This is a genomic window from Actinoplanes auranticolor (genome assembly GCF_018332655.1).
In the GTDB taxonomy this organism is placed as follows: Bacteria; Actinomycetota; Actinomycetes; order Mycobacteriales; family Micromonosporaceae; genus Actinoplanes; species Actinoplanes auranticolor.
The window spans coordinates 247,038-258,544 of record NZ_BOQL01000066.1 but is presented as its reverse complement, the minus strand read 5'-3'; the positions used below and the strand labels follow the sequence as shown (position 1 = coordinate 258,544).

Below are 11,507 nucleotides of genomic sequence, written 5' to 3'. Positions count from 1 at the left end.
CTGAGCCGTCCCGGCCTGAGCGGCCGCCGGTCGCGGCCGTCAGATGGTGCGCAGGTCCAGGGCGTGCCAGACGACGGCGTCCAGGTTGCCGGTCGACCACCACAGCATCCCGTTGCGGTACGACACCGAGCCGGCGTCCGGGCTGATCTCCACCGTCCGGCGGGTGGCGATCTCCACCGCGATCAGCTCGTTGTTGCCGGTCAGCTCCGAGTTGGGGCCGATCCGGGCGAGCACCTCGAAGCGGTCCAGCGGCGCCACGTCGACGATCACGGTGGCGGCGGTGTCCCCGGCGATCCGGTGGCGGTCGCTGCCGTCGGGCCGCATCAGCTCGATACGGTTCTGGCCGTCCCCGGTCAGCGAGGCCAGCCGGCACCAGGCCGGGCTGCAGGCCGTGATGGCCCGCTCGCGGGCGCGGCTGACCGGACTGTCCCGGCCGGTCTCCAGGTTGCGCAACGCGGTGCTGCCCGAGCTGTCGCTGACCCCGTTGACCAGCCAGGGCCACGCCGAGAGCTTCCAGGTGCCGGGCTCGTTGCGGGTCCGGACCGGTCCGCCGGTCAGCGCGACCGAGCGGATCTGGGTGACGTCACCGGTGCCGGCGGCGGCCCAGTGCACCCGGCCGCCGGCGATCACCAGGTCGTACTGCGACTGGTAGAACTCGGCCCGGCCCAGGTCGGCGGTCAGCTCCCGGGGTGCCCGGCGGTCGCTCAGAGCGGCGGTGAAGAGCCGCAGCTTGCCGCCGTCGGTGCTCTCCACCCAGGCCAGCACGTCGCCGGTCACGGTGAGGGCCTGGAACGACGGGTGCTGGGCCCGGGGCAGCCGGCGGAGCTGGCGCACTGTGCCGTCCGCGCCGACCCGGACCAGGCGCAGGTAGCGGTCGTCCGCGGTCGCCGCGGTGCCCAGGGACGTACGGGCGTCGAGGAACAGACCCGGGCGGTACTCGGCGCCGTCCGGCAGGGTCGCCTGCACGGTGTCACGCTGGGCCTGCGGCCACGCGACGGCCGCGGTGACCGGTGCCGCGGGCCGGGCATTGCCGCCGGCCGGCAGCGCCAGCAGGGCGGCGCCCGCCACGATGGCGGCAGCCAGGCCGAGCCGCGTGCGCGGTGTGCTCATTCGCGTCGACCTCCACCGGCGTCCGTGGCTGCCGATGATAGCCACGACGCCGGGCCCGGCGATCCGGGAGTCCTGCCGCAGGATGCAGGCGCAGGCGCCGGCGGAGGCCAAGATCTGGGTCGGCGTGCAATTCCGCAGCGCGGACGTCCAGGCCGGCCTGTCATCCGGGACACCCGCTAACGACTCAGCCTCGCGCCGAGAAAGAAGATCCCCGGCTGCCCGCTGGCCCGCGCGTCGGCCGGCACCGCGGCGTCACCGTCGGGGTTGCCGGGGCTGGGCAGCGGTCGTGGCGGCTTCGGGACGGGCGAGGCGGACGAGGGTGCGGGGACGGCGGAGATCGAAGGGACCGCCGATGCTGTGGTCGGCGGCGGGCCGGACGCTTCCCCGGTGCAGCCGGCCACGGCGAAGGCGCAGGTCACGGTCAGGGTGATGGCAAGCGGGAAGCGCACCGCACGATGCTGAGTGGCACCATGACTGCGGGACAGCGGGGGCCGGGTTGTCGATCTGCGTCCGGCTGGAACGTCGCAGTGGTGATCGGGCCCGTACGGGGTCCCGCGCGAACGGATGACCGACATGGCGAAGTACCTGGTGCTGATCTACGGCGACGAGCAGGAATGGGCGAACACCGGGCCGCAGGAACGGGCGCGTATCGAGGCGGGCCACCAGCGGTTCGCGGCCACGGCCGGTGCGGCGGTGCTCAGCGGGCACGAGCTGATGCCGCCCGGCACGGCGACCAGCCTGCGGCAGGGGCCGGCGGAACGGCCGACGGTCACCGACGGGCCGTTCCTGGAGAGCAAGGAGGTGCTCGGCGGCTACTACGTGCTGGAGGCGGCCGACCTCGACGCGGCGATCGCCCTGGCCGGCCTGCTGCCGGAGGTGGCCGCGAGCCACAGCGGGGTGGAGATCCGGCCGATCCGGGAGCACAACTGATCCCGCCGGGCGTCCACGAGGCCGTCGCGGACGCGCACCGTCGCGAGTGGGCCCGGGTGCTCGCCGCGACGGTGCGGGTCACCCGCGACCTGGACCTGGCCGAGGAATGCACCCAGGACGCCTACACCCACGCCCTGAGCAACTGGGCCACCGGCGGGATCCCGGATCGTCCCGGGGCCTGGCTCACCACCGTCGCCCGCAACCGGGCCCTGGACGCGTTGCGGCGCGCCTCCGTGCTGCGCCGGACCCTGCCGCTGCTGGTGATGGAGGAGCCGGCGGCCGGTCCGGCCGAGGACGACCTGCTGCGGCTCATCTTCACCTGCTGCCACCCGGCGCTGGCGGGCGACGCCCAGGTGGCGCTGACCCTGCGCCTGCTGTGCGGCCTGTCCACCGCCGAGGTGGCACGGGCGTTCCTGGTGCAGCCGGCCACGATGGCGGCCCGGATCACCCGGGCCAAGAAGAAGATCGCCGCGGCGCGGATCCCGTACCGGGTGCCGGGGCCGGACGAGCTGGGGGACCGGGTCGGCGCGGTGCTGGCCGTGCTGCACCTGGTCTTCACCACCGGCCACACCGCGCCGATCGGCGAGCAGCTGGCCCGCCGCGACCTGGTGCACGCCGCCCTGGACCTGACCCGGACGCTGCACCGGCTGCTGCCCGCGCACGCCGAGGTGACCGGCCTGCTGGCGCTGGAGCTGCTCACCGACGCGCGGCGCGACACCCGCGTCTCCGCCGACGGGCGGCTGGTCCTGCTGAGCGACCAGGACCGCAGCCGGTGGGACAGGACGCAGATAGCCGAGGGAGCGGCCCTGCTCGGCGAGGCGCTGCGGGCCGCGCCGCCGAGCCGGTACGCGGTGCAGGCCGCCATCGCCGCCATCCACAGTGAGGCACCGACCTGGGCGGAAACCGACTTCACCGAGATCGTCGGGCTCTACGACGTGCTGCGCGAGCTGTGGCCGTCGCCGGTGGTCGAGCTGAACCGGGCGGTCGCCGTCGGGGAGCGCGACGGTCCGCAGGCCGGCCTGGACGCGCTGACGCCGCTGCTCGCGGAGCCCGCCCTGGCCACCTACGGCTACCTCAGCGCGACCCGGGCGGACTTCCTGCGCCGGCTGGGCCGCCGGGCCGAGGCCGCCGGGGCGTACGAGGAGGCGCTGGCGCTGACCGACAACGAGGTCGAGCGGGCCTTCCTCGCCGCCCGGCTCGCCGAGGTGCGTTAGCGGTCGACCGGCGCGTCCCAGTCGGGCAGAGCGCTGGGCCGGGCGAACGCCGCGAAGTCGGTGGTGTCGCGCAAGGCCGCGGTGCGACCACGGGCAGAACAAGCCGCCGTACACGTGGAGCCGGAAGGGGCGGGCGGTGAACTCGCCGTCGGCGGTGATCCGGCCGGTGAAGCGCAGCAGCGGCCCGGGGGTGCCAAAGCCTAGCTGGCAGATAGAAAATAGGCATTGCCCGCGGGCAGCGCCTACGCGGCGGTCTGGGTGGCCTTAACGGCCATCCGCGACCAGCGCATCGCGTCCATGACCGTGCCGGTCAGGTCGTCGCCGACGTACGCCGCGGCCACCTCGGCCAGGTCCCCGCGCTCGTAGGCGTTGACCACCCGCAGCACCTGGCCCAACGGCCCGGCGCCGCGTTCCAGGGCGGTCGCGATGTCGGTGCTCAGCGGCAGCTGGTGGGCCATGGCGGCGGGGGACAGGCCGAGCATCGCGGCCACGGAGGTGATCAGGCCGGCCATGAACGCGCCGTCCGGAGCGGCCCCGAAGGCACCGGCCATGTTCTCGCAGAGCCGGGCCCGGGTCAGCGCCTCGGCCAGCTGCACCTCGGTCGCCCCGGCCACGTCGTCGACCACCATGAGCATGGCCCACTGCCGGATGTGCGCGACGCCCAGCATGACGACGGCCTGGCGTACCGAGGAGATCTTGGTGGTGGCGCCGACCGCCGCGGAGTTGCTGGCCCGCAGCACCCGCATGGTCAGCGCCGGATCGCCCGCGATGATCGACAGGATGCGTTCGAGGTCGGTGTCGGCGGCGGTGAGCGCACCGAGCAGTTCCAGCCGGCGCAACCGGGACGGGGTCAGCGAGGTGGCGGTGAGGACCTGCGGGCGGCTCAGCACGTACCCCTGGCGCAGCTCGAAGCCGTAGCGGTTGCTCAGCGCGAGGTGCTCGGTGGTCTCCAGGCCCTCGGCGACGATCTGGATGCCGGGGTACACCCGGCAGGCCGCGACGATCTCGTCCAGGTGGGTGAGGTCGCCCTGCAGCAGATCGAGCTTGACGTACGAGGCCAGCGGCAGCAGCCGCTCGTGCCCGGAGCCGTAGACGAAGTCGTCCAGCGCGATCCGGTAGCCCTGGGTGACCAGGTTGGTGACCCCGGCGACGACCTCGTCGTCCACCGTGACGGTCTCCAGCACCTCCAGCACCACGTGTTCCGGGCCGAACGGCAGCACCAGCTCACCGGTGAGGAACTCGCGGGTCAGGTTGATGAAGCAGGTCCGGTCGCCGACGACCTCGTCGATGCCGAACTCGGTGAACGTGTTGACGATGACCTGGCTGGTCGCGTACGTGTCGCGGCGGCCGGCCTCGACGGCGTCCATGCTGCCCCGGAACAGCAACTCGTAGGCGACGACGTCGCCCGTCCGGTCGAAGATCGGCTGCCGGCCGACGTGCACGAGCTGTGTGCCCGGCAGGGGGAGCGGCACCGTGGGTTTCACGGCCTGACTGATCGGCCGTCACCACCCCGGCTTGAGGTTTCCGCCACTGTCATCGCAGGGTGTTCTGGTCGTGCAGCAGCAGCCACCGCTCGCCGTCACGGACGAACACCAGCGTGAGCAGGTAGCTCAGCTGGTACGGCCGGCCCTGGCCGTCCAGGTCGTGGTAGTCGGCGGCGAAGATCGCGATGCCGGTGTCGCCGGCGGTCACCGTGCGCCGCAGGTCCAGCTCCCAGCTCCAGTCCGGGTCGCCGAACCAGTCCCGGTGGAAGGCGGCGAGCTCGTCCAGGCCGCTGAGCAGGGTGCCGTTCGGCATGATGAGGTTGACGTCCGGATGCACAGTCGCGAGGTAGCCGTCGAGGTCCCGGCGGCCGATCGCGGCCAGGTGGTGGTTCACAGCGGCGGGAAAGTCCATGGCGCGCATCATGGCACCCGGCAGCGGGACGGCGGCACCGATTTCGGTGTGGCAGGATCTCGGCCCGTGCCTCTTCGCCGCAGCCTGCCCCTGGTCTTCGCCGTCACGGCCGTCCTGGCGGTGCTCTGCGCCCTCACCGGCTTCACCGGCTGGTTGCCGGCCGCGTCCGGCGTGCTGGCACTGCTGGCGGTCGCCCTCTACGCCGTCCGGCAGGTCGGGGTGCCGGTGCCCCGCTGGACCCTGACCGCGGCCGCCGCGGTGCTGGCGCTCGCGTCGGTCGTGACCTGGCTGCACATCGACCCGATCCCGGCCGGCTATTCCGAGATCACGACGTTCTACGAGCAGGCCGCCGAGGGCGAGTACGCCGAGGCGGTGCTGCTGGCGATCGCCGTGGCCGCCCTGACCGTGGGGATCGTGGCGCTGCCGCAATTCCGGCGGCCGGTCTGGCTGACCGCCGTCGCGTGCGTGGTCGCGCTGGTGCCGGTCGCCGTCGTGGCGATGGACGCCGCGGGCGAGCGCGACCTGCTGGCGCCCGCCGCCGATCAGGGGGCGCTGTTCCGGCACATCGCGCCGGGGCTGCTGGCGACCGTGCTCGCCGGGCTGCTGCTGGTGCTCGCGGTGTCCCGCGCGGACCGGTGGTTCCTGGCGCCGGCGGGTGCCCTGCTCGTCCAGCTGGCGGCGGCCCACGCGGCGTGGAGCATGTCCGGGTCCTGGTACCTCACGGAGGCGCTGCGCGGTGTCGAGACCAGCTCGGCCTTCCTGCAGCCCGGCCTCCGGACGGACACGTCGGCCACGGCCACGGCGACTGTGGCGATCGACGTGGAGGTGGGTCCGGCGTTGGCGCTGGCGGCTCTGCTGCTCGGCCCGGCCCTGATCGCAGCCGGTGCGGCCCGCACGGCGGGCGCCCGGGCCGCGGCCGGCCACCCGGCTTGATCCGGGCCGCGGCCGGCCACCCGGCTTGATCCGCGCCGCGGTGGGTGACCCGCGGCGCGGTCTGCCACCCGGCCGAAACCGCGCCCGCGCGGGTCTACCCGGCGCGAGAGCGGCCACCGGGATACCCGGGCGCGACGGCTCAGGAGGCGTAGCTGCCGGTGCGGAAGTCGTCGAGCAGCGACGGCCCCTTCGGCGTCCACCCCAGCTCCCTGGCCTTCGCCCCGCTCGCCTGCTGGTCGAGCAGCAGCGCGTCGGCGAACAGTGCCCCCAGGCGCTCCCGCGACGCCTCGATGCTCTCCGGTGCCACGGCGGCGTCACCGGCGAGGGCCTCGCCCAGCTCGCGCACGGTCGGGCTCTCGCCCGAGGCGCCGACCAGGTAACCCAGGCCCTCGCCACGTTCGAGGACCGTGCGGTAGAGGGTGGCGATGTCGTCGACGTGCACGGTCGCCCAGTGCTGGCTGCCGTCGCCGATCAGCCGGACGCGGCCCTCGTCGTCGCGGCCGAAGACCCCGGCCGGGATGCCGGCGCCGTGGCCGTACACGATCGCGGGGGCGAGGATCGTCGCGGCCAGCCCGGACTCGAGGACGGACTGTTCGACCGGCCGGCGCCACGCCGTCAGGGCCGGCGGGGCCGGCGGGGCCTGCTCGGTGATGTCGGCGTTGTCACCCCAGAGCCAGATGCCGCTGGTGTGCACGTACGGCTTGGTCGTCCCGCCGAGCGCGGCGGTCACCGCCGAGACGACGCCGCGGTCGAGGTCACGGGTGCCGGCGTCGCCGGTGGCGGCCAGGTGCGCGACCGCGTCCGCCGCGGCGAACTGCTCCGTGAGCCATCCGGTGTCGAAGAGGTCACCGACGGCCGCCCGTGCGCCCAGCCCGGTCGCCTTCGCCGCGCCCGCCTCGTTACGCACCAGCGCCGTCACGCTGTGCCCCGCCCCGACCAGCTCCGCGAGCAGCGCCGACCCGAGGTAACCCGTCCCACCTGTCACTACGATCGTCATGACCCCGACGCTAGACCCGCGCAGGCAACCACGGTACGTGACGATCACCGCGCCCGGACCGGGAACAAAACCGCCCTCAGACCTCCTGCAGCGCCGCCAGCACCTGCTCGCCGAACTTGTCCAGCTTGCTCTGGCCCACACCGTTCACCGTGGACAGCTCGGCCAGGCTCCCGGGGCGCTGGGTGGCGATCTGCCGCAGCGTGGCGTCGTGGAACACCACGTACGCCGGCACGCCCGCCTCCTTGGCCGCCGCGGCCCGCCAGGCCCGCAGCCGCTCGAACACCGGCGCCGCTTCGGCCGGCAGGTCGGCCGCCGGCGCCGCCTTGCCGGTGCGGGCCCGCGGCGCCCGGGCCGCGCGCTCCGGCTCGCGGCGCAGCATGACCTGGTGCTCCTTGCGCAACACGCTGCCGCTCTCGTCGGTGAGCACCAGCGTGCCGTAGTCACCCTCGACCGCCAGCAGGCCCTGGGCCAGCAGCTGCCGGACCACGCCGCGCCACTCGGCCTCGCGCAGCTCCGTGCCGATGCCGAACACGCTCAGCTCGTGGTGGCGGAACTGGGTGACCTTCTCCGTGGTCTTGCCCAGCAGGATGTCGATGGACTGGCCGGCGCCGAACTTCTGCCCGCGCTCGCGCTGCAGGCGCAGCACCGTGGACAGCAGCTTCTGCGCCGGCACCGTGCCGTCCCAGGACTCCGGGGGATTGAGGCAGGTGTCGCAGTTGCCGCAGGCCGCCGCGCCGGTCTGGCCGAAGTAGGCGAGCAGCTGGCCGCGTCGGCACTGCACGGTCTCGCAGAGCGCGAGCATGGCGTCCAGGTGCTTGGCCAGGTTGCGCCGGTGGGCGAAGTCGCCCTCGGAGGTCTCGATCATCTTGCGCTGCTGCACCACGTCCTGCAGCCCGTACGCCAGCCAGGCGGTGGACGGCAGGCCGTCACGCCCGGCCCGGCCGGTCTCCTGGTAGTACCCCTCGACCGACTTGGGCAGGTCGAGGTGGGCGACGAAACGCACGTCGGGCTTGTCGATGCCCATGCCGAACGCGATGGTCGCGACCATGACCAGGCCGTCCTCGCGCAGGAAGCGGGACTGGTTGGCCGCGCGGACCCGCGCGTCGAGACCGGCGTGGTACGGCAGCGCGGGGATGCCGTTCTGCACCAGGAACTCGGCCGTCTTCTCCACCGAGGCCCGGGACAGGCAGTAGACGATGCCGGCGTCGCCGGGGTGCTCGGTGCGCAGCAGGTCGAGCAGCTGGCGGCGGGGCTCGTTCTTGGCGACGATGCGGTACTGGATGTTGGGGCGGTCGAAGCTGGCGGTGAAGTGCCGCGCGCCGGTCAGGTCGAGCCGCTCGGCGATCTCACCGTGGGTGGCCGAGGTGGCGGTGGCGGTCAGCGCGATGCGCGGCACGTCGGGCCAGCGCTCGTGCAGCATCGACAGGTTGAGGTAGTCGGGGCGGAAGTCGTGGCCCCACTGCGACACGCAGTGCGCCTCGTCGATGGCGAACAGCGCGATCCGGCCGCGGTCGAGCAGCCGCTGGGTGGCCGGGACGCCGAGGCCCTCGGGCGCCACGTAGAGCAGGTCGAGCTCGCCGGCGACGAAGGCCTGCTCCACGCGCCGGCGCTCGGTGAGATCCTGCGTCGAGTTGAGGAAGCCGGCCCGCACGCCGAGCGTGCGCAGCGCGTCGACCTGGTCCTGCATCAGGGCGATCAGCGGGGAGATCACCACGGCGACGCCGTCGCGGACCAGCGCGGGGATCTGATAACACAGCGACTTGCCGCCGCCGGTGGGCATCAGCACGAGGGCGTCGCCGCCGGCGATGACGTGCTCGATGATCTCGCGCTGCTCGCCGCGGAACGCGGCGTAGCCGAAGACCCGGTTGAGCACGTCGGTGGCGGACCGGGGGATCTCGGGGGCGGAAGTCACTCCGCGATAGTAGTGACTTCCCCCGGGGCGGGCCCGGACCCTGTGGACAACGTCCGGATCGCCGCGCCGGTCCCGACCGGTAGCAGGAACAACAGCCCCCCGGTGATCCACACGTACGTGTTACTGCCGGCGGCGGCTCCCCAGCCGGACGGGTCGGCCCACCACAGCCACACGACACTGCTGCTCAGGACCACCCAGAGCGCCGCCACGACGGTCCGGCCCCGCCGGTCCATCAGCACGGCCAGCGCCGGCAGCAGCCACACCAGGTGGTGCACCCAGGTCACCGGGCTGAGCAGGCAGGCCAGCGCCCCGGTCAGCGCGAACCCGGCCAGGTCGTCGCCGGCCGCGGCGGCCCGCCGGGCCCGCAGCCACCAGACCGCCAGCACGAGCGCCACCGCGGCGAGCCACCACCCGGCATCGCCGTCGAGGCGGGCGACGACACCCCGCAGCGACTGGTTGGAGACGTAGTCCAGCCGGCCGACCCGGGCGGTGTCCCAGACCGCACTGGTCCAGAACGTCCACGAGGCGCCCGGCGCCAGCAGGCCGGCCAGCAGAGTGGCGGCGGCGGTCGTGCCAGTGGCGACGGCGGCCGCCCGGTACCGGCGGCTGACGAGCAGGTAACCGATGAAGACCGCCGGGGTCAGCTTGATCGCCGTGGCGATGCCGATGCCCACGCCCGCCCAGCGTGAGCCCCGCCGCAGAGCGACCAGGTCGGTGATGACCAGCACCAGCAGTACGAGGTTGACCTGGCCGAAACTGATCGTGTCCCGGGCCGGCTCGAACACGAGCACCGCCACGACCAGCAGCGCGCCTTCGGTCCAGCCGGCGGCCGGTCGCAACCGGCGCACCAGCCACGCCACGGCCCCCGCGTTGACCAGCATCGATGCGGCGATCGCGACCGGCCACGCCAGCAGGGCCAGCGGGCTGAGCACCAGGGCGGCGAACGGCGGGTAGGTGAACCCGTAGGCCGTGCCCCGATAGCGGTAGGCGTACAGGTCGCCGCCGTCGATCAGCCAGTGGTGGACCGCGCCGCGGTAGACGCCCAGGTCGAAGAAGTGCCGGAAGGTCGGCACCGTGGCCAGGAAGACGCCGGCGACGCCCGCCGCGCCCAGCACGAGTGCGAGCCGCCACCTCACCGGGGCACCGCCCGGGCCGGGACCGGCAGCCGGACCAGCCCGGACACCGCCGCGCCGAGCAGCACTCCCAGGACGGCGGCCAGCACCTCGGTCAGGTCGGCGGCGTATCCGTCGGGCAGCACGACCGGGGTGAGCACCGTACACAGCACAGCCAGCCGGCGGTGCGAACCGGGCCATCCGGCGGCCAGCGGCAGCAGCCCCCAGACGACGTACCAGGGGCGCAGGGCGGGGCCGAACGCGACCACGGCGAGCAGGACCAGGCCGAGGCCGGGCAGCACCCCGATCCGGTTCCGGTACGTCCACACCAGACCCGCCACGATCAGCGTGGCCAGCACCCCCGCCCAGCGCCAGAGCTGGACGGACAGGGCCGCTCCCACGTCGTCGTGGGCGAACACGGCGGCGGTCCAGCGCCCCAGGAGCGCGGTCGGGGACCAGTTGTCCGAGGAGATGGGGGTGTCCAGGGCGCCGATCCAGCCGTACCCCGTGCCCGCGACCGCGGTGACGACGACGGTGCACGCGGCCGCCACTGCTCCCGTCCCGAGGCTCGCGCGCACGCCCGGCCGGCGGCCCGGCGATCGCGCCGCCCAGAGCACGGCCACGGCCACCAGCCCGAGCGCGGCCGGAGCCTTGACCAGCGTGGCCGCGGTGACCAGGGCGGCCGCGACCACCGGCCGGTCCCGTACGGCAGCGGCCAGCCCCACCGCGAGCAGGCCGACCATCAGCGCGTCGTTGTGGGCGCCCCCGACGAGATGGATGAGCACCAGCGGGTTCAGCACCACCAGGCGGAAGACGGCCGGGGCATGGCCGGGCGCCAGCAGCGGCACGACGAGCCCGATCAGCACCAGCGCGCCGAGCGCCACGAGGCGCATGGCCAGCACCCCGGCGGCCGCGTGCTCGCCCGTCACCGCCGTCACCGCCCGGCTGACCAGCATCGACACCGGGCCGTAGGGGCTCGGGGTGTCCTGCCAGACGGCCGGGACCCGCTCGGCGATCGGCCCGCCGAGGGCCGCCGGGCCGTGCCGGTAGACGTCGAGCCCGTCGGCGATCATCAGGCCCTGCGCCAGGTAGCTGTAGACGTCCCGGCTGAACAGCGGCGGGGCGGCCAGCAGCGGGCCCGCCCACAGGGCCAGCGTCACCCAGGGCCGGGCGCTGCCGTGGCGGTCGTACCGCCACCAGGCCAGGACGAGCAGGGCCAGGCCGGCGTAGACGTGGACCAGCCCGGGCCGGCCCAGGAGCGCGCCGACCGTGACGAGCACCGCACCGGCACAGCCGGCAGCCGTCTGCACCTGCCCGCGGCGCAGCACCGGTGCCGGCCCCGTGGTCGTGTCATCACCACGCACCGCCGCACCGTGGCAGAACGAGATGACCGGGCGTCGTCC

The 11,507-nt window shown here is 74.1% G+C and carries 11 protein-coding genes; 3 read left to right on the top strand and 8 right to left on the bottom strand.

The features are described from left to right. Positions 1–39 precede the first annotated feature (39 nt). Complete coding sequence (locus Aau02nite_RS37910; RefSeq protein ID WP_212993440.1) at positions 40–1,110, bottom strand: hypothetical protein; 1,071 nt, start codon at positions 1,108–1,110, stop codon at positions 40–42. Positions 1,111–1,286: 176 nt separating this feature from the next. After that, positions 1,287–1,559: a hypothetical protein gene (locus Aau02nite_RS37905; protein ID WP_212993439.1), complete on the bottom strand. Its 273-nt coding sequence runs from the start codon at positions 1,557–1,559 to the stop codon at positions 1,287–1,289. Positions 1,560–1,683: 124 nt separating this feature from the next. Between Aau02nite_RS37905 and Aau02nite_RS37900 the strand changes: the two genes are divergently transcribed. Next, positions 1,684–2,040 carry a YciI family protein gene (locus Aau02nite_RS37900; protein ID WP_212993438.1) on the top strand — a complete coding sequence of 119 codons (357 nt, stop codon included), beginning with the start codon at positions 1,684–1,686 and terminating at the stop codon, positions 2,038–2,040. Positions 2,041–2,096: 56 nt separating this feature from the next. Then, positions 2,097–3,254, top strand: coding sequence for an RNA polymerase sigma factor (locus Aau02nite_RS37895; RefSeq protein WP_212993437.1), 1,158 nt, complete (start codon positions 2,097–2,099; stop codon positions 3,252–3,254). A 242-nt stretch (positions 3,255–3,496) separates the two neighbouring features. Here Aau02nite_RS37895 and Aau02nite_RS37890 read toward each other — a convergent pair whose 3' ends face one another. Both Aau02nite_RS37890 and Aau02nite_RS37885 read right to left on the bottom strand, forming a co-directional pair. Beyond that, positions 3,497–4,738, bottom strand: coding sequence for an EAL and HDOD domain-containing protein (locus Aau02nite_RS37890; protein ID WP_246595745.1), 1,242 nt, complete (start codon positions 4,736–4,738; stop codon positions 3,497–3,499). A 49-nt stretch (positions 4,739–4,787) separates the two neighbouring features. Further along, a complete protein-coding gene (locus tag Aau02nite_RS37885; RefSeq protein WP_212993436.1) occupies positions 4,788–5,150 on the bottom strand; it encodes a YybH family protein in 363 nt (120 codons plus the stop codon). 66 nt (positions 5,151–5,216) lie between these two features. On the opposite strand from Aau02nite_RS37885, the gene Aau02nite_RS37880 reads away from it, so the two are divergent. Continuing rightward, positions 5,217–6,083, top strand: a complete 867-nt coding sequence (locus Aau02nite_RS37880) for a hypothetical protein (protein ID WP_212993435.1) — start codon at positions 5,217–5,219, stop codon at positions 6,081–6,083. A gap of 139 nt (positions 6,084–6,222) precedes the next feature. On the opposite strand, the gene Aau02nite_RS37875 is transcribed toward Aau02nite_RS37880, so the two are convergent. From Aau02nite_RS37875 to mptB, 4 genes are all read right to left on the bottom strand, one after another. Continuing rightward, positions 6,223–7,080 carry an NAD-dependent epimerase/dehydratase family protein gene (locus Aau02nite_RS37875; RefSeq protein ID WP_246595744.1) on the bottom strand — a complete coding sequence of 286 codons (858 nt, stop codon included), beginning with the start codon at positions 7,078–7,080 and terminating at the stop codon, positions 6,223–6,225. A 76-nt stretch (positions 7,081–7,156) separates the two neighbouring features. Further along, positions 7,157–8,992 carry a DNA helicase RecQ gene (gene recQ / locus Aau02nite_RS37870; RefSeq protein ID WP_212993434.1) on the bottom strand — a complete coding sequence of 612 codons (1,836 nt, stop codon included), beginning with the start codon at positions 8,990–8,992 and terminating at the stop codon, positions 7,157–7,159. Next, a complete protein-coding gene (locus Aau02nite_RS37865; protein WP_212993433.1) occupies positions 8,989–10,128 on the bottom strand; it encodes a glycosyltransferase 87 family protein in 1,140 nt (379 codons plus the stop codon). Before Aau02nite_RS37865 ends, recQ begins: the two co-directional genes overlap by 4 nt. Next, positions 10,125–11,468: a polyprenol phosphomannose-dependent alpha 1,6 mannosyltransferase MptB gene (gene mptB / locus Aau02nite_RS37860; protein WP_246595743.1), complete on the bottom strand. Its 1,344-nt coding sequence runs from the start codon at positions 11,466–11,468 to the stop codon at positions 10,125–10,127. Before mptB ends, Aau02nite_RS37865 begins: the two co-directional genes overlap by 4 nt. Positions 11,469–11,507: the final 39 nt, after the last annotated feature.

Excerpts from the sequence above, each read along its gene's own strand:
- Aau02nite_RS37885 (WP_212993436.1), bottom strand. The coding sequence starts at position 5,150 with ATGGACTTTCCCGCCGCTGTGAACCACCACCTGGCCGCGATCGGCCGC.
- Aau02nite_RS37910 (WP_212993440.1), bottom strand. The coding sequence starts at position 1,110 with ATGAGCACACCGCGCACGCGGCTCGGCCTGGCTGCCGCCATCGTGGCG.
- Aau02nite_RS37900 (WP_212993438.1), top strand. The coding sequence starts at position 1,684 with ATGGCGAAGTACCTGGTGCTGATCTACGGCGACGAGCAGGAATGGGCG.
- Aau02nite_RS37875 (WP_246595744.1), bottom strand. The coding sequence starts at position 7,080 with ATGACGATCGTAGTGACAGGTGGGACGGGTTACCTCGGGTCGGCGCTG.